Source organism: Azohydromonas lata NBRC 102462, from assembly GCF_001571085.1.
Taxonomy (GTDB): domain Bacteria; phylum Pseudomonadota; class Gammaproteobacteria; order Burkholderiales; family Burkholderiaceae_C; genus Azohydromonas; species Azohydromonas lata.
On record NZ_BCTC01000015.1, the window covers coordinates 50759 to 73373 of the forward strand.

The 22615-nt window shown below is 72.2% G+C and carries 19 protein-coding genes; 6 read left to right on the plus strand and 13 right to left on the minus strand.

The window, feature by feature from the left end; genetic code table 11:
- Positions 1-10: 10 nt before the first annotated feature.
- A complete protein-coding gene (locus ALA01S_RS07930) occupies positions 11-538 on the plus strand; it encodes a YfiR family protein (protein WP_066334432.1) in 528 nt (175 codons plus the stop codon).
- Positions 539-540: 2 nt separating this feature from the next.
- Positions 541-2460 (plus strand): putative bifunctional diguanylate cyclase/phosphodiesterase, encoded by a 1920-nt coding sequence (locus ALA01S_RS07935; protein ID WP_066334436.1) that lies wholly within the window; start codon positions 541-543, stop codon positions 2458-2460.
- Between the two features lie 40 nt (positions 2461-2500).
- On the opposite strand, the gene ALA01S_RS32640 is transcribed toward ALA01S_RS07935, so the two are convergent.
- From ALA01S_RS32640 to ALA01S_RS07950, 4 genes are all read right to left on the minus strand, one after another.
- Positions 2501-2659, minus strand: coding sequence for a hypothetical protein (locus ALA01S_RS32640; protein WP_157118812.1), 159 nt, complete (start codon positions 2657-2659; stop codon positions 2501-2503).
- A gap of 196 nt (positions 2660-2855) precedes the next feature.
- The gene (locus ALA01S_RS07940; protein ID WP_066334439.1) at positions 2856-3431 is read right to left on the minus strand and encodes a YceI family protein; all 576 of its coding nucleotides are present in this window, start codon (positions 3429-3431) and stop codon (positions 2856-2858) included.
- 106 nt (positions 3432-3537) lie between these two features.
- The gene (locus tag ALA01S_RS07945) at positions 3538-4179 is read right to left on the minus strand and encodes a YceI family protein (RefSeq protein WP_066334442.1); all 642 of its coding nucleotides are present in this window, start codon (positions 4177-4179) and stop codon (positions 3538-3540) included.
- Positions 4180-4224: 45 nt separating this feature from the next.
- Positions 4225-4767, minus strand: coding sequence for a cytochrome b (locus ALA01S_RS07950; RefSeq protein ID WP_066334445.1), 543 nt, complete (start codon positions 4765-4767; stop codon positions 4225-4227).
- Positions 4768-4987: 220 nt separating this feature from the next.
- On the opposite strand from ALA01S_RS07950, the gene ALA01S_RS07955 reads away from it, so the two are divergent.
- A complete protein-coding gene (locus ALA01S_RS07955) occupies positions 4988-5593 on the plus strand; it encodes a BON domain-containing protein (protein WP_066334446.1) in 606 nt (201 codons plus the stop codon).
- Between the two features lie 146 nt (positions 5594-5739).
- On the opposite strand, the gene ALA01S_RS07960 is transcribed toward ALA01S_RS07955, so the two are convergent.
- Positions 5740-9303: an indolepyruvate ferredoxin oxidoreductase family protein gene (locus ALA01S_RS07960; RefSeq protein ID WP_066334448.1), complete on the minus strand. Its 3564-nt coding sequence runs from the start codon at positions 9301-9303 to the stop codon at positions 5740-5742.
- Positions 9304-9441: 138 nt separating this feature from the next.
- On the opposite strand from ALA01S_RS07960, the gene ALA01S_RS07965 reads away from it, so the two are divergent.
- The 3 genes from ALA01S_RS07965 (at position 9442) to ALA01S_RS07975 (ending at position 11679) form a co-directional block, all read left to right on the plus strand.
- Positions 9442-10047, plus strand: a complete 606-nt coding sequence (locus ALA01S_RS07965) for an Lrp/AsnC family transcriptional regulator (RefSeq protein WP_084267325.1) — start codon at positions 9442-9444, stop codon at positions 10045-10047.
- A 229-nt stretch (positions 10048-10276) separates the two neighbouring features.
- Positions 10277-10987 (plus strand): sensor histidine kinase, encoded by a 711-nt coding sequence (locus ALA01S_RS07970; protein ID WP_066334452.1) that lies wholly within the window; start codon positions 10277-10279, stop codon positions 10985-10987.
- Positions 10984-11679 carry a response regulator gene (locus ALA01S_RS07975; protein WP_238455727.1) on the plus strand — a complete coding sequence of 232 codons (696 nt, stop codon included), beginning with the start codon at positions 10984-10986 and terminating at the stop codon, positions 11677-11679. Before ALA01S_RS07970 ends, ALA01S_RS07975 begins: the two co-directional genes overlap by 4 nt.
- A 7-nt stretch (positions 11680-11686) precedes the next feature.
- On the opposite strand, the gene ALA01S_RS07980 is transcribed toward ALA01S_RS07975, so the two are convergent.
- The 8 genes from ALA01S_RS07980 to apaG all read right to left on the minus strand — a co-directional run bounded on the left by ALA01S_RS07980 (position 11687) and on the right by apaG (position 22610).
- Positions 11687-12952 carry an MFS transporter gene (locus ALA01S_RS07980; protein ID WP_157118813.1) on the minus strand — a complete coding sequence of 422 codons (1266 nt, stop codon included), beginning with the start codon at positions 12950-12952 and terminating at the stop codon, positions 11687-11689.
- Between the two features lie 97 nt (positions 12953-13049).
- Positions 13050-15050 carry a sensor histidine kinase, YfiR-like protein-associated gene (locus tag ALA01S_RS07985; RefSeq protein ID WP_066334456.1) on the minus strand — a complete coding sequence of 667 codons (2001 nt, stop codon included), beginning with the start codon at positions 15048-15050 and terminating at the stop codon, positions 13050-13052.
- 4 nt (positions 15051-15054) lie between these two features.
- Positions 15055-15672, minus strand: a complete 618-nt coding sequence (locus tag ALA01S_RS07990) for a TOL_0243 family YfiR-like periplasmic protein (RefSeq protein WP_066334457.1) — start codon at positions 15670-15672, stop codon at positions 15055-15057.
- A gap of 3 nt (positions 15673-15675) precedes the next feature.
- Positions 15676-17679 (minus strand): TOL_0244 family TonB-dependent receptor, encoded by a 2004-nt coding sequence (locus ALA01S_RS07995; protein WP_066334460.1) that lies wholly within the window; start codon positions 17677-17679, stop codon positions 15676-15678.
- A 196-nt stretch (positions 17680-17875) separates the two neighbouring features.
- Positions 17876-19069 carry a murein transglycosylase A gene (mltA, locus tag ALA01S_RS08000; protein ID WP_066334463.1) on the minus strand — a complete coding sequence of 398 codons (1194 nt, stop codon included), beginning with the start codon at positions 19067-19069 and terminating at the stop codon, positions 17876-17878.
- 100 nt (positions 19070-19169) lie between these two features.
- A complete protein-coding gene (locus ALA01S_RS08005) occupies positions 19170-19874 on the minus strand; it encodes a PEP-CTERM/exosortase system-associated acyltransferase (RefSeq protein ID WP_066334465.1) in 705 nt (234 codons plus the stop codon).
- A gap of 242 nt (positions 19875-20116) precedes the next feature.
- Complete coding sequence (gene tlpB, locus ALA01S_RS08010; RefSeq protein ID WP_066334524.1) at positions 20117-22183, minus strand: transporter-like protein TlpB; 2067 nt, start codon at positions 22181-22183, stop codon at positions 20117-20119.
- A gap of 58 nt (positions 22184-22241) precedes the next feature.
- Positions 22242-22610: a Co2+/Mg2+ efflux facilitator ApaG/CorD gene (gene apaG, locus ALA01S_RS08015; protein ID WP_066334466.1), complete on the minus strand. Its 369-nt coding sequence runs from the start codon at positions 22608-22610 to the stop codon at positions 22242-22244.
- Between the last annotated feature and the right edge of the window lie 5 nt (positions 22611-22615).

A 22615-nucleotide genomic window follows, 5' to 3' on the forward strand; every position in this document is an offset into this window, starting at 1 on the left:
CAGTTCCGTCATGTTGCTTCACCCTCTGCGCTGCTGTGCATTCCTGCTGCTGAGCCTGCTGGGCTGGGCGGCCGGGGCGCAGCCGCTGGCGGAGGCCGATCTCAAGGCCCAGATCCTGTGGCGCGCGCTGCAGTTCGTGGAGTGGCCGGGCGAGGTGTCGCCCTCGCAGCCGCTGCAGCTTTGCCTGACGGTGCAGGGGCCGCTGGCCGATGCGCTGCGCGATTGGGATCAGCGCGCGCTCAACGGGCGGCGCCTGGAGCTGCGCCGCGTGGCCGGCGCGACCGCGGCCGCGACCGCGGGCTGCCACATCGTTTATGTCGGCGCCGACGCCAGCGTGCCGGCCCAGCTCCCGCGCGGCCTGCTGTGGGTGGGCGACAACATGGGCCTCACCGAGCGCGGCGTGATGATCAACCTGCAACCGCAGCAGGGCCGCATCGTGTTCGACGTGGACCTGCATTCCGCACGCCGCGCCGGGCTGGACATCAATGCCCGGCTGCTGCGGCTGGCGCGCTACGTGCGTACGGAGGGCATGCCTTGAAGATGAATCAGGCGCCGGCGCATGAAGCCGTGCCGGTGGGAGACCCGCGCACCGCGCCGCACGTCAGTGGGCTGGCCCTGCGCCGTCGCAGCGACACGGTGCTGGCCTGCGCGGCCATGGCCATCGTGGTGCTGCTGCTGGGCCTGTTCGAGTTCCTGCAGCTGGACCTGCGCCAGCGCGACGGGCTGCGCACGCAGGCCGCGCTGGTGGGCCGCACGGCCGCCGCGGCGCTGCTGTTCGAGGACGCGACCGAGGCCCGCACCCTGCTCAATGCCTTCGAGGCCGCGCCGGCGGTGTCCTCGGCGCAACTGCTGAACGCCGGGGGCCGCGCGCTGGCGCAGTTCCGCCGCGCCGTGCCGCCGAGCTGGCTGGAGCGCTACGGCGGGCACATCGCCACGGAAATCGACGTGCTGGGCACCGACGGCCAGGTCGTCGGCCGGTTGCAGGTGCAGGCCTGGCGCGCGCCGACCTGGCGCGCCCTGGGCACGGTGCTGACGGCGGCCGTGGTCATCATGGCGCTGGCCCTGGGCGCGGTGGCCCTGGCCTCGCGCCGCCAGCGCGCGCAACTGCGCGCGGCCGACGCACGCACGCGCTACCTCGCCCACCACGACGTGCTCACCGGGCTGGCCAACCGCGAGTCCTTCGCCTCCGCGCTGGCGCAGGCCGCCGGCTCCGGCGCGCCCGCGGTGCTGATGTGCGTGGACGTGGACGACTTCAAGCTCGTCAACGACAGCCGCGGCCACGCCGCGGGCGACGCGGTGCTGCGCACCGTGGCGCAGCGGCTGCAGTCGCTGGTGCGCACGCAGGACGTGGTCGGCCGCTTGGGCGGTGACGAGTTCGCGCTGCTGCTGCGCGCGCCCGTGGACGGACCCACCACCGAGGCCATGGCGCAGCGCATCGTCGAGCAGTTGCCGCGGCGCATCGAATTCGAGGGCTCCTCGCTGAAGGTGGGCGTGTCGATGGGCCTGGTGCGGCTGCCCGACGACGCCACCACCGCCGAGGGCGCCATGGCCTGCGCCGACACGGCCATGTACCAGGCCAAGCGCGCCGGCAAGGGCGTGTGGAGCCGCTACACCGCCGCGTTGGGCGAGGCGCAGCGCGAGCGCCTGGCGCTGGTGCAGGCGCTGCGCGGGGCGCTGGCGCGTGAGGAGTTCGAGCTGGCCTACCAGCCCGTGTTCGACGCCGAGGGCCGCCTCATGAGCCTGGAAGGCCTGGCGCGCTGGCACAGCGCCAGCCGCGGCCAGGTGCCGCCCATGCAGTTCGTCCCCGTGCTGGAAGAGGCCGGGCTCGTGGCCGATCTCGGCCTGGTGCTGCTCAAGCGACTGCGCATGGACCTGGACGCTTGGGCCGAGCAGGGCCTGCGTTGCCCACCCGTGGCGCTGAACCTGAGCTCACAGCAGTGCCGCCTGGAGTCGCAGCGCGAGCGCTTCCTGCAGCAGCTCTGCACGCTTGGGCTCACGCCGGACGAGGTCGAGTTCGAGCTCACCGAGAGCACCGTGTTCGAGGATTTCGACAGCCCCGGCTCCATCGTCCGCGCGCTGCAGTCCGGCGGCTACCGGCTGGCCATAGACGACTTCGGCACCGGCTACAGCTCGCTGGCCTATCTGCTGCGCCTGCGCTGCGCCAAGCTCAAGATAGACCGCGTCTTCGTCGACGGCGTGGCCCGCCGCGACGATGCCGCGCTGCTGGTGGAAACCATGGTGCGCGTGGCCCATGCCATGGGCATGCACGTGGTCGCCGAGGGCGTGGAAAAGGAAGAGGACCTGTTCAAGCTCCAGGCGCTGGGCTGCGACCTCTACCAGGGCTTCCTGCTGGCGCATCCGCTGCCCACGCAGCGCGTGGCGGCCCTGCTGCGCGATGGCGGCAACGTTTCGCCGCCGCAGCCTGCGTTCAGCGCTCCCCGCCTGACCAGGACGGCCTGAGCGGTGCAGCGCACGGCGCCCCGGGCGCCGCTCCCGTGCGTCAACCCGTGAAGGCCTGCACCACCACCAGGCCCAGCGCGGCCAGCATCACGGCAAATTGAACCCAACCTTGGTCGCTCATCGCTTTGTCCTTTGGCCTCCGCAAAAGAAAGAGGCATTTGCGACGAAGCTTATGCGCAAGGCGCAGACCCTTATTCATGTTGGACCCCGTGTAGGTGGGGAGAACCCTTACTGGGAATACCGCTTGCTGCTCTCTTGGGCTACCTGTAGCACGCATCCCCGCCGTGCCTCCCCCTGTCGGGTAACGGTCCACCAAACACGGGACGGCAAAAAGCCCCGCGGCCTCACGGCGGCGGGGCTGTCGAGAAGCGCTTTGAGCCAGGCTCGGCCGCTTCTTACTGCTTGATCGCCTCGACCTGCACGACCAGCTTCACGTTGTCGGGCATGCCCATGTTCAGGCCGAAGTTCACGCCCCACAGGCTGCGCTGCATCGTGGCCTCGAAGTCGCCGCCGCAGACTTCGCGCTTGAGCATGGGGTTCACGTAGCAGTTGAAGTTGCGGGCCTTCAGGACGATGGGGTTGGTCTTGCCGCGCAGCGTCAGCGAGCCGGCGATCTCGGTGACCTTGTCGCCGTCGAAGGTGAACTTGTCAGCCACGAACTTGGCCGTGGGGAACTGCTCGGCGGCGAAGAAATCGTCGCTGCGCAGGTGCTTGTCGAAAGCCGGCGTGCCGCTGCTCACGGAGGCCGTCTCCAGCGTCAGCTCCACGCGGCCGGTGCGCGCGGCGCGGTCGAACTCCACGGTGCCTTCCTTCTTGTCGAAGCGGCCGCGGTTGGTCGAGGTGCCGAAGTGCGGGAACTCGAAGGTCACGAAGGTGTGGCTGGGATCGATGGCGTAGGTGGCGGCCTGCGCGGGCAGCACGGTGGTGGCGGCCATGGTGGCCAGGGCGGAGAGGGCGAGGAGCTTTTTCATGGCTTGGGCAGGGGGTCGGAAAACCGGGTTGAGGAGATGAGCCGCGCGCGGCCGCCGGGGCCGGCGCGGCAAGGAACTGCTGGGTGCGGCGCGAAGGCCGCGGCGTTCACTGCGCGGGGATGCCGCTGAAGGTGAGCTTGAACTTGACGGCCACGTCGTTGGCGACCATGGAGGTGTCGCTCCACTCGCCTTCGCCGATGCGGTGGTCCAGCCGCTTGAGCGTGAAGCCGCCCGTGGCCACGGTGTTGGCGCCGGCCGCGGCCAGCGTCACCGGCACCACGATGTCGCGCGTCACGCCCTTGAGCGCGAACTGCCCGGCGACGTCAAAGCGCCCGCCGCCCAGCGCCTTGACGGCGGTGGACGTGAACGTGGCCTGCGGGAACTTGGCCGTGTTGAACCACTCCGGCTTGACCACCTCGGCCTCGCTCTCCGGCGCGCCCATGCTGATGCTGGCCAGGTCCACCTTGAGCGCGATGCGGGCGGTCTCGGGCTTCTTGGGGTCGAACTGCACCTGCGCGTCGAAGCGGCGGAAGCGCCCGTCCACCGGCACGCCCATCTGGCGGCTGGTGAAGGTGACCTCGCTTTGCGCCGCCACGAGCTGCGCCGGGGCCGGCGCGGCGGCGGCCGGGGCCGGCTTGGCGGCGGTTGCGGCATTGGCGGCGGCCGGCTTGGCCGGCGACTGGGCCCAGGCGGCCGGGGCGGCCAGCGCCGCGGCCAGTGCCAGCAGGGAAAGGGTTCGCGGGGTCATGGAAGGCATGTCCTGGGGTCGTGTGGGGAAGGGAGGTGAGGAGGATCAGGCGCGGCCCAGGCCCATGCGGGCGAGCAGGCCGTCGCGGTCGATGAGCTGATGCTTGAGCACCGCCGCCAGGTGCAGCAGCACCAGGGCGCCCAACGCGAAGGCCAGGCCCTTGTGCCAGGGCTTGAGCAGGGCGGCCAGCGCCTTGTCCACCGGGACGAAGTCCGGCAGCGGCAGCACGCCGAACAGCACCACCGGGAAGCCCGCGGCCGAGCTGTAGGCCCAGCCCACCAGCGGCACGGCGAAGAACAGCAGGTACAGCGCGTGGTGCGTGCCGTGCGCGGCGGCGCGCTGCCAGGCCGGCATGTGCATGTCGTGCGGGCGCGCCGAGCGCAGCCGCACCAGCAGCCGCACGGCCGACAGCGCCAGCACCACCACGCCGGCCCACTTGTGCCAGCTGTAGAGCTTCAGCCGCGTCGGCGACACCGGCAGGTCGGCCATGTACAGGCCCAGCGCGAAGGTGCCGGTGATCAACAGGGCCAGCAGCCAGTGCAGTGCCACGGCCGGCGTGCTGTAGCGGGAAACGGTGAGCTTGGTCATGGGCAGGGGGCGAAAGCGGGCGGGGCGGGACGTCGTGTCGATCTAGGGAGTATCCCGGAGTGCCTGGGGGTGCCGGCTTCAGCAGGCTTGAGGCGGTATTTCAGAAAAAGTGAATGCCCCGCCTTGATGGCGCGCAAGGAATGTGCATGCCGGAGGCCCCAACCGCCTGGGCGCACGGTTTGCCCGGAGCCCGGACCATCCCACTCAAGGAGTTTTTGCGATGTCCGACCTGCGCCTGCGTCCCGTTGTCCTGGCCGCTGCCGTCCTTGCCGGCGCACTGGCCGCCTGCAGCCCGCGTTCCGAGAACAAGCCGGCCGAGGCGGTGGTGACCAACCAGACCGCGCCCGCGCCGGTGACCACCGCGTCCGACGCCGCGGCCACCGCCTCCGCCGCGATGGGCAACGCCGCCGACAACATCAAGCAAGCCGCCGGCGAGGCCAAGGACAAGGCCGCTGCCGCGGCAGACACCGCGGGCGACAAGGCCGCTGCCGCGGCAGACACCGCGGGCGACAAGGCCGCCGCGGCCGCCGACACCGCCGGCGACAAGATCGCCGCCGCCGCGGCCGCCACCAAGGAAAAGGCCGGCGAGCTGGCCACCGACGCCAAGGAGCTGGCCGGCGACGCCGCCGTCACCGCCCGCGTCAAGACCACGCTGGCCGCCGACGCCAAGCTCAGCGCGCTGGACATCAACGTGAACACCAAGGACGGCGTGGTCACCCTCAAGGGCACCGCCCCCGACGCCGCGGCCCGCAAGCACGCCACCGACCTCGTCAAGGGCGTCAAGGGCGTGAGCAAGGTGGACAACCAGCTCCAGGCGTCGTCTTAAGGCGGGGCAGGGGGCTGCCGCAAAACCCCCATCGTTCAGTTTTCTGAACCCTCGCCTCCCATTCGATGGGGCTCATCGTTCAGAAATCTGAACGGTGAAGGCGGCGCACCCGCCGCCTTCACCGTCAAACCGCTCTCAACCAGCCCTCAAGCCGCCTTCCTCGCCTCGCGCTCGCGCCACTGCCGCATCAGCGCGTCCCACTCCTGCCGCGCCTGCGCCAGGTGGCGCGCCTTCACGTGGCCGTAGCCGCGGATCTGCTGCGGGATGCGCGCGATCTGCACCGCCAGCGCCAGCCGCCCGGCCGTCAGGCCGCCCAACAGCTCCTCGATGCAGGCGCGGTACTCCTCGATCAAGGCCCGCTCCTCGCGCCGCTCCGCCGTGCGGCCGAACGGGTCCAGCGCCGAGCCGCGCAGCCCCTTGAGCTTGGCCAGCCAGGTGAAGGCGGTGCGCATCCACGGGCCGTAGGCCTGCTTGACCAGCTCGCCGCGCTCGTTCTTGCGGGCCATCAGCGGCGGCGCCAGGTGGTGCACCACCTTGAAGTCGCCCTCGAACATCGCGCCCAACTGGGCCTGGAAAGCCGGGTCGGTGTGCAGCCGCGCCACCTCGTACTCGTCCTTGTAGGCCATGAGCTTGAAGAGGCCCTGCGCCACCGCCTCGGTCAGCCGCGTGGAGCCCAGCGGCTGCTCGGCCTGGCGCACGCGCTGGACGAAGTCGCTGTAGCGCTGCGCGTAGGCCGCGTCCTGGTAGCCGGTGAGGAAGTCCACGCGGCGCTGGAGGGTCTCCTCCAGCGCCGGGCGGCGCACGATGCTGATCACCTGCGCCGCCTGGAACAGCGCCTGCACCGAGGCCAGGTCGTGCGCGCAGTGCCGGCCCAACTCGAAGGCGCGCAGGTTCTTGTCCACCTGCACGCCGTTGAGCTCGATGGCGCGGCGCAGCGAGTCCAGCCGCAGCGGCACGCGCCCCATCTGCCAGGCGCAGCCCAGCAGCAGCGGGTTGGCGTAGATGGAGTCGCCCAACAGCTTCACCGCCACCTGCTCCGCGTCGAAGGCCAGCAGCCGCTCGCGGCCCACGGCCTGCGCAATCGTGTCCTGGCAGGGCCCAAGCGGGAACTGCCAGTCCGGCTGATGCACGAAGGCCGCCGTCGGCGCGGTGTGGGTGTTCAGGGCCACCGCGGTGCGCCCGGGGTGCATGACGGCCAGCGTCGCCGGCAGCGCGGCCACGATGGCGTCGCAGGCGATCACGAGATCGGCCGCGGCCATGTCCACCTTGGTGGTGTGGATGGCGCTGGCCGTGTCGGCGATCTGCACGTGGCTCCAGGTCGCGCCGCCTTTCTGCGCCAGCCCGGCCGCGTCCTGCGTGACGATGCCCTTGCCCTCCAGGTGCGCCGCCATGCCCAGCAACTGGCCGATGGTGATCACGCCCGTGCCGCCCACGCCCGCCACCACGATGCCCCAGGCCTGCGCCGCCGCCGGCAGCGCGGGCTCGGGAATGGGCGGCAGCGCCGCCGTGTCCTGCGCCTGGTCGGCCTTGGGCTTCTTCAGCGTGCCGCCTTCCACCGTCACGAAGCTCGGGCAGAAGCCCTGCACGCAGGAGAAGTCCAGGTTGCAGCTGTTCTGGTTGATGCGGCGCTTGCGGCCGAACTCGGTCTCCACCGGCTCCACCGACAGGCAGTTGCTCTTGTCGCTGCAGTCGCCGCAGCCTTCGCACACGGCCTCGTTGATCACCACGCGCTGGGCCGGCGCCTGCATCGTCCCGCGCTTGCGGCGGCGGCGCTTTTCGGTGGCGCACATCTGGGCGTAGATCAGCACCGTGCAGCCGGCCGTCTCGCGCAGCTCGCGCTGCACGGCGTCGAGCTCGCCGCGCTCGCGCACCGTCACGCCCTCGGCCATGCCCGGCATGGCGCGGTAGGCGTCGGGCGTGTCGGTGACGAGCACGATGCGCTTGACCCCTTCGGCGCGCAGCTCCTGCGTCATCTCCGGCACGCGCATCTGGCCTTCCACCGGCTGGCCGCCCGTCATGGCCACCGCGTCGTTGAACAGGATCTTGTAAGTGATGTTCACCCCCGCCGCGATGGCCTGGCGGATCGCCAGCAGCCCGGAGTGCTGGTAGGTGCCGTCGCCCAGGTTGGCGAACACGTGCGGCTCGGTCGTGAAGGCCGCCTGGCCCACCCAGGGCACGCCTTCGCCGCCCATCTGCGTGAAGGTGCTGGTGGCGCGGTCCATCCAGGTGACCATGTAGTGGCAGCCGATGCCCGCCACGGCGCGCGAGCCCTCCGGCACGCGGGTGCTGGTGTTGTGCGGGCAGCCGCTGCAGAACCACGCCTTGCGCTCCACCGGCGCCGCCGCGCCCGGGAGCTGCAGCGCGGCCAGGCCTCTTTCCTTGGCTTCGATCACGGCCAGCCGCGCGTCCATGCGCGCGGCGGTGTCGGCGTCCACGCCCAGCTTTTTCAGCCGCTTGGCGATGGCCTTGGCGATGAGGGCCGGCGTCAGGTCGGCCTGCGCGCGCAGCAGCCAGCTCCCGCTCGGGTTGGGCCGGCTCCACTCGCCGCCGCTCAGGTCGCCCTCGGGCTCCTCGAACTTGCCCAGCACGTTGGGCCGCACGTCCGGGCGCCAGTTGTAGAGCTCTTCCTTGAGCTGGTACTCGATGATCTGGCGCTTCTCCTCGACCACCAGGATTTCCTGCAGCCCAAGGGCGAACTGGCGCGTGATGTCGGCTTCCAGCGGCCACACCACGTTGACCTTGTGCAGCCGGATGCCGAGCCGGCGGCAGGTGGCGTCGTCCAGCCCCAGGTCGGCCAGCGCCTGGCGTGTGTCGTTGAACGCCTTGCCGCTGGCGATGATGCCGAAGCGGTCGCTGGGCGTGCTGATCACGTCGTGGTTGAGCCGGTTGGCGCGCACGTAGGCCAGGGCCGCGTACCACTTGTGGTCCATCAGCCGCGCCTCCTGCGCCAGCGGCGGGTCCGGCCAGCGGATGTGCAGGCCGCCCGGGGGCATCTCGAAGTCCTCCGGCAGGACGATGCGCACCCGGTCAGGGTCGATGTCCACCGTGGTGCTGGACTCCACCACCTCCTGGATGGTCTTCATGCCGGCCCACAGCCCCGAGAAGCGGCTGAGCGCGAAGGCGTGCAGCCCCATGTCCAGGATGTCCTGCACGCTGGACGGGAAGAACACCGGCAGCCCGCAGGCCTTGAAGACGTGGTCGCTCTGGTGCGGCGCGGTGGAGCTCTTGGACACGTGGTCGTCGCCGGCCACCGCGATCACGCCGCCGTGGCGCGCCGTGCCGGCCAGGTTGGCGTGCTTGAACACGTCCACGCTGCGGTCCACCCCCGGGCCCTTGCCGTACCACAGGCCGAACACGCCGTCGAACTTGTTCTTGTCCGGGTACAGGTCCAACTGCTGCGAGCCCCACACCGCCGTGGCCGCCAGCTCCTCGTTCACGCCGGGCTGGAAGACGATGTGCTGCTGCGCCAGGTGCTTCTTCGCCGCCCACAGCGCCTGGTCCACGCCGCCCAAGGGGCTGCCGCGGTAGCCGCTGATGAAGCCGGCCGTGTTCAGCCCCGCGGCCGCGTCGCGCTGGCGCTGCAGCATGGGCAGCCGCACCAGCGCCTGCACGCCGCTCATGAAGGCGCGGCCGCGCGCGAGCGCGTACTTGTCCTCCAGCGTCACTTGCTCCAGCGCCTTGCGCACGGCTTCCGGCAGGGGGGCATTCATGGCGGCTTGCTCCTCGAAAAAGGGATGGCGTGAATGCGGGCAGTCTAGGTTTGGACCCCAGGCAAAGGCTTTCGTTCTTTGCCGGCATGCCCAGGTCTTGAGCAACAATCTTTCTTCAAATAAGGAACTGGAGAACGGATGACGCCGAAAAATCAAAAATCAGGGAAAACCCGTGCTTCGAGTGGCGAGGCGGCGGTCCCGTCCGCACCCACCGGGGCCGGGGCATCGGACGTGCCGGCCGCCGGCAGTGGGCTGGACCGTTACGACGTGGCCATCCTGGAGGAGCTGCAGCGCGACGCGCGGCTGTCCAACGCCGAGCTGGCCGAGCGCATCGGCCTGTCGGCAGCGCCGACCTGGCGACGCGTCAAGGCGCTGGAGCAGCGCGGCGTGATCACCGGCTACCGCGCGGTCATCGACCGGCGCCGCATCGGCCTGGGCGTGTTCGCCTTCGTCCGCGTGGATGCCGACCGCAACACCGGCAGCGCCACGCGCGAGCTGGAGGAGGCGCTGTGCGCGCTGCCGGAGGTGTCCTCCTGCCACTACATCAGCGGCGCGGGCACGTTCGAGCTGCAGGTGCTGGCCACCGACCTCGACGCCTTCGCCCGCTTTGCCACCCACACCCTGCTCAACCTGCCCAACGTGAAGGACGTCCACACCAGTTTTTCGCTCGGGGAAGTGAAGGCGGGCGGGGCGCTGCCGCTGTCGCACCTGGGCGCGCGGGCTTCGGCCTCCAGGACGGCCTGACACGGTCTTCGCGCGGATGAAAGCCCGCTGGCATGGGGTTTGCGCTGTGTATACACATGTTTCCCCCCGCCACTTGTGCCCTTCATCCCGCGCTGAGCATTCAGCAATCTGAAATTGCATCCCGTGCTCATGGCTGCACCGTGCTGGGCCGCCGTGCCGCACGCTGGCAGGGCGAGGGCACCTTGGCGGTGCCGTGGAACAAGGCGAAGGCATTCACGGGAGCGTGCGCATGAACAACATGGTCCATCCCGAAGGCAACGAGCTGGCCCGGCTGCGTGGCCTGCTGCAGCACACCGAGGCGCAGCAGGCGCGGCAGCAGGCGCGGCTGGCGCAGCAGCTCCATGGCGACCTGGGTGCGCTGCTGGTGGCTGTGAAGCTGGAGCTGGGCTGGGTGGAGCGCCGCTTGGGCGAGCAGCCCGACCTGGGGGCCAAGTGCGCCAGCTTGGGCGGGCTGCTGGACGCCGCCGTGGACAACCTCAACCGCCTGGCCACCTCGCTGCGCCCGCGGCTGCTGGAGTGGCCGGGGCTGTGGTCGGCGCTGGAGTGGCTGGCACAGGACTTCGCGCAGCGCGAGAACCTGCACGCCGACGTGCGCATGCATGTGCAGGCCGGCGTGGCGCTGCCCGCGTCGGCGCAGGACTGGGCCGATGCCGTCTACCGCAGCGCCGAGGAGCTGCTCACCAACGTCGCGCGCCATGCCCAGGCCCGCACCCTGCGCGTGCGCCTGTACGTGGAGGAGCCGCCCGAGGGCGTGATGCTGCTGGAGGTGGGCGACGACGGCGTGGGTTTCGAGCCTGCCGCGCTGGAGCACGGCTGGGGCCTGCTGGCCCTGCGCGAGCGCGTGGCCCATTGGGGCGGCCGCCTGACGCTGGCCAGCGCGCCGGGCGGCGGCACCACGGTGCGATTGAAGCTGCCTTTGCCGCGGGGAGAGGACGCATGAACGACCGCACCGTCCTGGGTCCCAGCCACGAGCCGCTGCCCGGCAGCGTGCCGCACATGCGCGTGCTGCTGTGCGACGGCCATCCGCTGGTGCGCCGTGCGCTGCGCCAGATGCTGGAGGAAGTGGGGATCGTTCTGGCCGGCGAGGCCGGCAGCGGCGCCGAAGTGCTGCTCAAGGTGCGCCAGGCCAGCGCCTGCCAGCCCTACGACGTGGTGCTCATGGACATCGAGATGCCCTACCGCGACGGGCTGGACCTGCTGCGGCTGCTGCGCAACGAATGCCCGCACCTGCCCGTGCTCATGCTCTCGGCCTTCCAGGACAAGCAGTACGCCGTGCGCAGCCTCAAGCTGGGTGCGGCGGGCTGCCTGAGCAAGAGCGCCGACGGGCACCAGTTCCTGCAGGCCCTCTCCACCGTCATGAAGGGCGGGTTGCACATTCCGCCGGACGTGGGCGCGCAGCTCGACGGCGCGCTGGAGCGCCGCGGCCGCGCCCCGCTGCGCGAGCGGCTGTCGCCGCGCGAGCTCGACGTCTTCAAGCTCCTGACCTCCGGCCGCAGCGTGACCGAGATCGCCGCGCAGCTCGACCTGCCCCCGCAGGACGTGGCCGAGTGCCGCGCCCAACTGCTGGAGCTCACCGGCATGCGCAACGAGGTGGAGCTCACGCTGTACGCGGTGCGGGAGGCCATGGTTTGAATCCGGGTCACCCCTCCAGCCGCACATCCCTGCACGCCCGCCACAGCGTCAGGTCGTAGGCGATCTTCAAGCCCCCGCACAGCAGCAGCGGCCAGGCCGTGAGCCCGGCGGCCAGCAGTGCCGCGCTCAGGGCGGGGCTCAGCGCCGCGGCCAGGCTGCGCGGCACGGCCGTGAAGCTGGCCGCCGCCGTGCGCTCCGGCGGCGTCACGGCCGCCATCACGTAGGCGCCGCGCGCGGGCACGTCCATTTGCGACAGCGCCGCGCGCACCAGCAGCAGCGCCAGCGCGCTCCACAGGCCCGGCGCCAGCGCCGCCAGCACCAGGCACACGTTGGCCGGCAGGTGCGTGAACACCATGGTGTTGAGCAGGCCGATGCGCGCGGCCAGCCGCGGCGCCGCCAGTTGCGAGGCCGCGCTCAACAGCCCCGTGGCGAAGAAGAACACCCCCGCCTGCGCCGGCTGCAGGTTGAAGCGCTGCAGCAGCCACAGGCTCAGCAGCGAGTTCACCAGCAGCCCGCCCGCGAACGAGTCCACGCTGAACAGCAGCGCCAGCCGCACCACCAGCGGCCGCGACGGGCCCAGCGCGCCGCGGCCTTCGCCGGCACTCGCCGCCGCCGCATCGCCCGCGGGCTGCGCCTCCTGTGCCCGCGGCAACCGTCCATACAGCCCCCACAGCACCAGGCCCAGCAGCCCGTACAGGCCGAACATCAGCCGCAGCGCCGCCAGCGGCTCCAGCCCAACGCGCGCGAGCCACTGCGGCAGCCCCGCGCCCAACGCGCCCACGGCGGCGCAGACGGCGGCCAGCACGCTGTAGCGGGCGAACAGCGCCGTGCGCGCCGGCCCGCGCGCGGCTTGCGCCAGCCGTGCGTGCTCCAGCGGCAGGAACACGCTCACGTCCCCCGAGCTGGGATTGAGCGTGCCCACGAAAGCCACGAGCAGCAGCGCAACAAAGCCGTCCAGCAGCGCGAAGCCCGCGCCCGTGGCCGCCATCAGCAGCGCCGCGCCGCGCAGCAGGCCGCGCGGGCTGAAGCGGTGCCCCCACGCGCCCACGGCCAGCGTCGCCAGCGCCGAGCCCAGCAGCGTGGCCGTGCTGATCAGGCCCACCGACAGGGCGTCGAAACCCAGGGCCAGCAGCCAGGCCGGCAGCAGCACCGCCATGGCGCCATCGGCCAGCGCCCGCAGCGCGCGCGCCAGCAGCAGCGTGCGCGCCCAAGGGCTGGCGCCGGCGGGCAGCAGCGTTGGGCGCGGCATGGAGGAGGGGGCAGGAGGCGGCATGGGGCAACGCGGCAAAGGGTGGTGAGGACGGCGGCGCAGCCCTGTGCCGCGGCTCGCGCACCAGGGCCGGCTCCTTGCGCCGCGCGCCGTGCCGCCCTCAGGCCGGCTGCTGCGAACGCGCGTGCGCCAGCGCGTCGTCCAATGCCGCGAGCAGGTCGGCCGGATCGACGGGCTTGGTGAGGTAGCGGAAATAGCCGCGCGCCAGCCCCTGCTCCACGGCGTCGGGCATGGCGTCGGCCGTGAGCGCGATGACGGGGATGTGCGCCGTGGCCGGGTCGGCGTGCAGCAGCGCCTGCGCCTCGTGCCCGCTCATGCCGGGCATGTGGTTGTCCATCAGGATGGCCTGCGGCTTGTGCGCGCGCGCCAGCGCCACGCCGGACTCGCCGTCGCGCGCCGTCAGCAGCCGCAGCCCCGGGCGCGAGGACAGGATGGCCTCCACCAGTTGCAAGTTGGTCGGGTTGTCCTCCACGCACAGCACCGTGGCGACCTGGGCGCCGGCGCTCACCGGGCCCGTGGCCGCCAGGGCCGGCGCGTCCGGCACCGCCTGCGGCGCGGCCAGCGGCAGCTCCACCCAGAACTCGCTGCCCTGGCCCGGCACGCTGTCCACGCCGATGTTGCCGCCCATGAGCTCCACCAGCCGCCGCGTCACCACCAGCCCTATGCCCGTGCCCTCCTGCGGGCCACCTTCCTGGCCCAGGCGGTTGAAGGGCTGGAACAACTGGCTCAACTGCTCGGGGCGCAGCCCCGCACCGGTGTCGCGCACGGTGATGCGCAGCATGGCCTCGGTGCGGCGGCAGCTCACGGCCACCAGGCCGTCGTCGCGGTTGTACTTGACGGCGTTGGACAGCAGGTTGAGCAGCACCTGCTTGAGCCGCGTGCGGTCGGCCATCACCGCCTCGGACGCGCCGGCCGGGAAGTCCAGCGTGATGCCGCGGCGCGAGGCCAGCGGCTCCACCATGGTGCGGCACTCGACCAGCACCTCGCCGGCCAGCACCGGCTCCAGCGACAGCGACACGCGCCCGGCCTCGATCTGCGCCAGGTTCAGGATCTCGTTGATCAGCGTGAGCAGGTGCCGCCCCGCGCCCACGATGTGCTCGGTGAAGAGCTTGAGCCGCTGCGGCGGCGCGCCCGTGTCGGCCGACAGCAGCTGGCCGAAGCCGATGATGGCGTTGAGCGGCGTGCGCAGCTCGTGGCTCATGCTGGAGAGGAACTCGCTCTTGGCGCGGTTGGCGCGCTGCGCCGCTTCGCTGGCCGCGGCCAGCTCCTGGTTGGAGGCCTCCAGTTGCGCCGTGCGCTCCTGCACGCGCTGCTCCAGCTCCTGGTTCAGGCGCATCACCTCCTGCTGCGCCTGGCGCCGCTCTTCCACCTCGCGCGCCTTGTCGCGGTTGGAGTCCTCCAGCGCGCGGGTGCGCATCTCGATCTCGGCCAGCATCTCGTTGAAGGCCTGCGCCAGCGCGCCGGTCTCGTCGTCGCTGAGCTGGCGCGCGCGGCGCGAATAGTTGCGCTGGCGCACCACGTCCTGCGCCACGGAGGCGATCTCCAGCACCGGCCCCGTGACCAGCCGCTGCAGCCACGACGACAGCACCAGCGCCACCAGCATGGCCACCAGCGCCACCACCACCGCGATGCCGGCGTAGTTGAGCAACCGGTCGTGCAGCTCGTAGCGCGCGCGGACGAACACCGTGCCCACGCGGCGCCCGTTCTCGCGCACGGGCTTGAACACCAGCAGCTCGCCGCCGTCCACGCGCTCGCCGTCGGCCTCGGGCCTGTCGGGCACGCGCGGCGGCGCGTTGTCCGCGCCGTAGCTGGCGAAGAGCTGGCCTTGCGCCGTGTACAGGGCTGCGGCGCGCACCTTGGGCTGCAGCCGCAGCAGCGCCAGGTTCTCGGTGGCCACGCGCTCGTCGTCGAAGCTCAGCGCCGCGGTGCTGGCGCTGCCCACCAGCTCGGCCTGCGCCGTCACGTCGTCCACCCAGCCCTGGTGGTAGGCACGCAGGTCGTAGCCGATCATCGCGCCCAACGCCACGACCACCGCCACCAGCGTGGTCAGCAGCATCACGGCCAGCAGCTTGCGCCGCAGAGTGGGTCGCCAGGACAGCATCGCCTCAGCTCCTGAGCACGCGGCGCGCCACGGCCAGCAGCCGCGCGCTGATCTTGAGCTGGCTGGCCTCCGCCGGCGCCAGGGCGATGTCGAAACGAACTTTGTTCTCCACGATCACGAAATTGATCATCCCGCCCAACGCCAGCCCCTGATCCGACTCGGTCACGATCAGCAGCGGGCGGCCGCGCAACAGCAGCAGGGTATCGGCGAGCTGGCCGTTGCGCGATTGGTCCATGAACAGCAGGTGTGCGCCCAGGCCGGCGTCAAGCCGTTCCACCCGGCGCACCTGCACGGGGTGGCCATCCACCGTGGCCGTGGCCGCGGCGCGCTCCACCTCCTCGGCCACGATGTCCTGCGCGGCCACGGCGATGACGAAAGGGCTTTCGCGGGTGTCGAAGGCCAGGGCCGGCCACTCCACGTAGCCGCCGAACTTCACCAGGAAGGCCGCCTTGACCTGGTACTCCGCCGCCGAGGCGGGCTGCGCAGCGGCCCGCGGCGAGGTCAGCGCCTGGCAGGACAGCGCCGCGGCCATCATCAGCGGCAGGCCAAGCCGGCGCAGGGCGCGCCGCCGCGTGCCCTGGCCCTGCGGAGCGTGGCACCCCGGGCCACGGTACTGCGCCATCTCCTAAGGGGCCTCGTGCCGCAGCACCAGTTGCAGGAACGCGCTGCGACCGATCTCGGTGCGCGTGGCGGCGGGGCCGAACTCGCCGTGGCCCGCGTCCAGCAGGTTTTGCAGCGTCAGCGACCACTCCACGTTGGCGCTGGGCCGCCAGCCCAGGCGCAGGTCCAGCGCGGTGTAGGCGGGCACGGCCGGCAGCTCCAGCCGCGAGACGCCGCGCAGCGTCACGTCCAGCTCGGTGCGCCGCGGCAGGTCCAGTTGGGAGCGCAGCATCCACTGCCACGACGGGTTGGCGCCCTCGGTCAGGCCGAGCTGGTTGCTCAGGTCCGCGTAGCCCGGCGACACGCGCAGGTGCTGCCACATGCGGCTGGCGCCCGCGTGCAGCCGCCAGTTGGGCTGCGCCTGCCAACTGCCCCAGGTTTCCAGGCCCTGCACGCGGCCCTTCAGGCCATTGACCAGTTGGGCGCTGGCCGGCCCCGTGATCTCGGCCGAGCGCAGCCCCTCGTAGTCGGCGCGGTAGAGCGTGGCCGAGGCGCTGGTGTCGGTCCAGGGCTGGCCACGCCAGCCCAGCTCCAGCACCCTGGCCACCTCGCCGTTGAAGCCGCTGCTGCCCGTGACGGTGGGAACGCCCGTGGGCGCGGCGGGCGAGGGCGGCACGCCGGGGTTGAGCAGGTCGCGGTCCAGCCGCGTCGGGCTGCGCACCGTGCGCGAGGCCGCCGCCCACAGCAGTTGCGTCGGCGCCGCCTGCCAGGCCAGCCGCGCGCTGGGCAGGTATTCCATGCCCGTGTAGGCGTTGTGCTCGGCGCGCGCGCCCAACGTGAGCTTCAGGTCGTCGCGCAGCGTGACCTCGTCCTGGCCGAAGAGGCTGTAGCTCATCTGGCGCAGCAGCGGCGGCAGCATCTGCAGCGTTGGGCCGCTGAAGCGGTCGGTGTCCCGGCGCACCTGCATGCCCCACACCACGGCGTGGCGGCTCGTGGGGGCCAGCGCGTGCTGCAACTGCAAGTCCGCCGTGTCCAGCCGGTCGTGGTAGCCCAGGCGGCGCTCGGTGCGGTCCAGGTAGCCCTGCACGGACAAGGAGCCGCCGCCGCCCAGGCGGTGGTCCCAGCGCGCGAGCACGTGGCCGCCGCTGTAGGTGGTCTGGCCCACCTCCAGCGGCCGCCCGGGCACCTCCACCGCGCCGGGAATGGGCGGCTCGCGCCGGCCGCGGTAGAGCTGTGCCTGCGCCATGAGGCTGTCGCCCCCGGCCAGCGACCAGTCGGTGCGTGCGCCCGCCTGCTCCACGTGCGCGCGGTCGCCCGCGGATTCGCCCAGCAGCGTGCGCGTGCGCTGCTCCGTGATGTGGCGTGCCCACAGCCGCAGCGGCCGCTGCCCGGCGCCGTCGTTCTTGCCCTCGCCCCCGCTGCCGCCCAGATCCAGGCCCTGGCGCACGGACACCATGCGCTCGCGGTTGCCCGTGCCCGCGGACAGCTCCGAGCCCGGCGTCTGCGACGCGGGCCGCGTGATGACGTTGATGACGCCGTTGACCGCGTTGACGCCCCACAGCGTGCCGGCCGGGCCGCTGATGACCTCGATGCGCTCCACGTCCTGCAGCGGCAGTTGCTGCGCGTCCCAGAACACGCCGCCGAAGAGCGGCGTGTACACCGAGCGCCCGTCGATGAGGACCAGCAGCTTGTTGGCCAGGTTGCCGTTGAAGCCGCGGCTGGTGACGGCGTGGAAGGACGAGCTGATGCGCGCCACTTGCAGGTTGGGTGCCAGGCGCAACGCCTCCGGCAGCGAGGTGGCGCCGCTGCGGCGTATGTCTTCGGCCGTGATCACGAACACCGAGGCCGGCGCCTCCGACAGCCGCTCGGCCCGCTTGGACACCGAGGTGATCTCGATGTTGCCCAGCTCCTCCAGGCTCAGCTCCGACAGCCGCGGCGCTCCCGGCTGGGGCTCGGCCGCCCAAGCGACCGATACGGCCAGCGCCAGAGCGGCGCAGCACCCACCACTGCGTTGACTTGGACCCACCATGAGCTTCCCCGGCTGCCGTGTCGCGCTGTGCCGTCCGGCCGACGGTTCGCGCCCACCGGCGGGTGCATGGCCCGCCCTCCAGGGATCATACGTTTGAGCCCGCGCAAGGTGGCCGCCGCGTCGCCGTGTTGCAACGAATTGTTTGCCCGCGGCGAGCACTGGCGGCCAGGGCAGTCGAGGCATGAAGCGTGCGCCCTCAGCTTTGCGGGCCGCGTGGCCACAGCACCCACAGCCGCAGCGGCTGCTTCATGCGTCCGGCCTGCTGTTCGGCCTGCTCGCCCCATCCCCAGAAGAAGTCGGCGCGCACGGCGCCGACGATGGCGCTGCCCGTGTCCTGCGCCACCACCAGGCGCTGCAGCGCCTGCGTGCTCAGCGGCTCGGTGCTGGAGAGCCACACGGGCGTGCCGTAGGGGATGCTTTGCGGATCGACGGCGATGGAGCGCCCGGGCGTGAGCGCCACGCCCTGCGCGCCGCGCGGGCCGGCCTGCGGGTCCGGCAGCGGCTCCTCGCGGAAGAACACCACGCGCGGGTTGCTCCACAGCAGCTCCTGCACGCGCCTGGGGTTGGCGCGGGCCCAGGCCTTGATGCCGGGCCAGGACGCCTGCTCGGCGCGGATCTCGCCCTGCTCTATGAGCCAGCGGCCGACGGACTTGTAGGGCTGGTCGTTGTGGCCGGCGAAGGCCAGGCGCACGGTGCGCTGGCGGCCGTCGGCCTCGGTGATGCGCAGCCGCCCCGAGCCCTGGATCTGCAGCACCAGCGCGTCCAGCGGGTCGGCCACGTAGGCGATCTCGCGCCCGCGCAGCGCCGCGGCGGCTGCGGGCAGGCTGTCGAGCTGCTGGCGCGTCCAGTAGGGCTTGCGCGTGCCCAGGTCCGCGGGCGGGCGGTGCAGCGGCACGGCAAAGCCGCCGCGGGGCATGCGGCTGGCCTCGATCAGCGGCTCGTAGTAGCCCGTGACCAGCCCCTCGGTGGCGCCCTCGGGGCTTTCCACGCGGTAGGGCTGCAGCCGTGCCTGCAGCCACGCGCGCGCTGCGCTCTCGTCGGCCGGGGGCGTGAGCAGCACTTCGGCGCACAGGGCCGACCAGCCTTGAGGCGGTCGTTCGCAACTGCGGTAGAGCGCGCTCCAGGCCTCCAGCACGCGGTCGCTTTCCCAGCCGGGAAGCTCGGACCAGTCCACGGGCTGCCAGCGCGAGCGCGGGCGCAGCAGCGCCGCGCCGGGGGCGGAAGGGGCCAGCACGTCCGAAGGCGTGCCGCCCGGAGGCACGGCCGAGGGGGCGGGGCGGGGCGGATTCAGCGGCACGCCGGCGCAGCCGGCCAGCAGTGCCGCCAGCGCGGCGGCCGATGCGGCCCAGGCCGCGCCGCGGCGGCGCACAGAAGCGAGCGGTAAAGACATGGGCGCGATTGTGGCCGTGCGCGGCGCGCCTGGGCCAGTCGGCGGCGACCCCAGCGCATCCGGCCCCTGCCTGCGCCCCCGCAGCCGCAAGCCGCGGCCGTCAGCGCAGGGCGTGCTGCATGTGCTCCAGCAGCGCGCGGCCCTCGGGGCGCAGGTAATGCAGGATCTCGTGGCGCTGCGTGCGGTAGGGGCCGCGCCGGCCGTGGTGCTCCACGATTTCGCCCACCAGCGTGTAGTTCAGCCCGCAGCTGTGCAGCAGCCGCGACAGCCGCGGCTCCACCATCACGAAGCTCTGGTGGCTGCCGTGGTTGATGATCATGGCCGTGGCCGCCAGGAACAGCCCCATGGCGATGAGCGGGTAGTGGCGGTCGTTGGTGTCCGCCACGGAGTTGCCGCCGCCCTCGGGGCTGTCGTACTCGCCGCGGCGGCGGCGGAAGTCCTGGTGCACGGCCAGGCGCGAGACCTCGGTGGCGTCTTGCCGCCAGGCCGGGTCCAGGTAGTCCGGCTGCAGCCGCTCGCCGCAGGCGTGCTCGAAGGGAAAGCGCCAGTCCGGCGGGCCCGGGTGCTTGATCAGCCGCACGCAGCCCGCGGCGCGGCCGCTGGCGCGGTGGCGCACCAGCGCGAACTCGGAATGCGCGTCGTGCTCGTCGCTTTCCACCCCGCTGGGCGACACCGGCTCGTAAGCCAGCTCCTCGCAATACACCGCGTGTCGCAGTTGCAGAACTTCCAGCCGGGAGGCCTCGGTGCGGGCCGGCAGGATGTCGAAGTGCGTGGTGAATCTGTCTATGAGCGTGACGTTTTCCATGGGCTCGTTCCGGCGTAATGCAAAGTGCCGGCCCATTGGTTATCGGACGCCGACGCCTTAACTGTATCGACGTATATCAATGACGCTGCTCATGCTCGAAGCTCTTGGCGCGCTGGCGCTGCTCGTGTTCATCGTCTGGTGGACCATGTTCAGCGGCCGCCGCCGCGGCGAGCGGCGCGAGGACGAGGAGGATTGAGGCGCCCAAGGGCGCCCAAGGGCGCCCAAAGACGCCCCAGGCGCCCTCAGCGCCCCGGCACCAGCAGGCTCAGCGGCTGGCGCAGCAGCCGCCGCCGGATGGCCGCGGCCAGGTGCGCGCGCTCCTTGAGGTGCAGCCCGCGCGCGCGCAGCGCCAGGCGCAAGGCCAGGTAGAAGCTCACGCCCACGTTGAGCAGCCCGGTGGCGACGATGCCCGCCACGCACCACCAGAAGGCCGGCTCGGCCAGGATGGCCACGCCCATTGACCCGGCCGCCGCGGCGAGCTGCCCGGTGGAGAGGGTGACGTGGCGCACGTCCAGCGGCAGCGCGAAAAAGCCCGCCAGCGCCGGCGTGAGGCCCAGCATCAGCCCAAGCGAGACGTTGGCCGCCAGCCCCGAGACGTTGGCGCGCGCCCACGCCGCCCAACGTGCTGCCCGCGCGGCACCCAGCCGCGCGACGATGCGCGGGTTCCAGGCGATGGCGCTGTCCAGCCGGTTGAAGACGAACCAGTTCTCCACCCAGCCCGCGATCACCGAGCTGCCGAACAGCAGCACGCCGGTGAAGGCCGCGTACAGCGGCGTGGGCCCCAGCAGCGTGAGGCTGTGCAGCACGTGGCCGGCCTTGCCGGCGTCCACCAGCGGCTCGTCCATCACTCCCCAGGCCAGCGCCTGCACGGCCAGCACCACGGGCGCCACCAGCGTGAGGTTGCCCAGGATGCCGGCGGCCTGCGAGCGGATGAGGTGCACCACCTCGTCCACGAAGGCCTCCTCGTCGCGGTGGCTGCCGCGCAGCCGCGCGGCCATGGCCGGCGCCGTCATGGCCGGCTGCTTGGTGGCCACGGTCCAGTGCAGCAGCATGATCAGCACGAAGCTGGCGGCGTAGTTGAAGCCGGCCAGCAGCCCGCTCCAGAAGGCCGTGAGGCCCAGCCCCGTGATGGCGAATTTCATGAAGGTGGTGAGCGCCATCACCAGCCCGCCGCCGGCCGCGCGCCGGTACATGTCCAGGTACTCGGTGCGGGTGCGGGCGATGTAGTGCTCGCCGGTCTCGGCGCTGCGCTCGGTCATCTTGCGCGCGAGCTGCCCGTACTGCGCCTTGAGCAGCGAGCGCACGCCCTCGCGCTCGGTGAGGCCCTGGACGAGCTGCAGCGTGAGCAGTTGCAGCTCGCGCGCGGGCGCGGGGCTGAGCAGGCAGTCCAGCAGCCGCTCGATGCGCAGCGTGCGCTCGCGCAGCTGCTGCACGCCGTAGACGATGTCCACCGAGACGCCGAACTCCTCCAGGTGCTCCTCGATGCTGTCGGCCGCGCGGCGGCAGGCGTCCAGCAGCGCGCGCAGGTAGTGCGCCTCGTGCAGCAGCGCGGCGGTGTCGCCGGCGTGCTCGGCGTCGCGCAGCCGCTCGCTGGCGCGGGTGAGCTGCCGGAAGGGCTCCTCCACCAGCAGCGCCGGGCTCATGCGCCGGCGCAGCAGCGGCGACAGCCCCGCGCCGTGCACGGCGCTCACCAGCAGCGTGACGGCGTCGGCCATGGTGTCGCGCCAGCGCGGCACGGACAGCGGCGTGGCCGCGGGATCGGCGGCCGCCGCCTCGACGTGTGCCTGCACCGCCCGGCCGGCCTCGCCTTCCAGCGCTTGCCCTTCGCCGCGCGGAGCCAGCAGCGCGGCCAGGCGCTGCAGCGTGGGCTCGTCGATGGCGGCGATCCACTCGGCGTCGCTGCTGTCGAACAGCAGCGGGAACAGCTCGGCGAGGTCGGTGGTGTCGGGCGTGCTGGGCAGCACGCGCTCGCGCACGCGGCGCACCAGCTCGCCGGCCAGGTGCACGCGCTGCGGGAAGCCGAACTCGGCGAACAGCGCCGCGGCGTCGATCTCGGACCAGAAGCGCTGCACCAGCGCCTGCAGGGCCTGGCGGTGCGGCGGGTGCTGGTCCAGCACGTTGAGCAGGTGGCGCAGCCGCAGCAGCGGCGCGGGGGTGGCGCCCTCGGCGGGGCGGCGGGGCGGGTCGTGGCGCAGCCATTCCAGCAGCCGCGCCAGCCACAGGTGGCGCTCGGCCAGCGGGGCGCGTGCGTCGGCGGCGTTGAGCAGCGCGGTGAGGTCCCAGGCCGAGGTGGACTGGGCGGCACCCATGCGGCTCAGCAAACGCGGCGGCGGCGCGGGGCCGCGGGCATTGCCTTCGAGGCCGCCATCAATGCAGCGCGCCCGGGTGGGCGAGCATGAACTCGGCCACCTCGGCCTCGAAGGGGCGGGCCTCCTCGGTCATGCAGTAGAAGGTGCCGCGCATGGTGCCCTGGGGCGTGGCGAGGCTGGTCCAGCTCGTGTACTCGAAGGACTCGCCGGGCTTGAGCACGGGCTGGTGGCCGACCACGGCCAGGCCGCGGACTTCCTCCTCGTGCCCGGTGGCATCGGTGATGAGCCAGCGCCGCGCCACGAGCTGTGCCGTGACGTCGCCGCTGTTGGTGATGGTGATGGTGTAGGCCCAGGCGTGCTGGCCGCCTTGGGACTGCTCCGGCAGGAACTGCACCTTGACACTGCAGTTGAATTCGGGTTTGGCCATGGCGG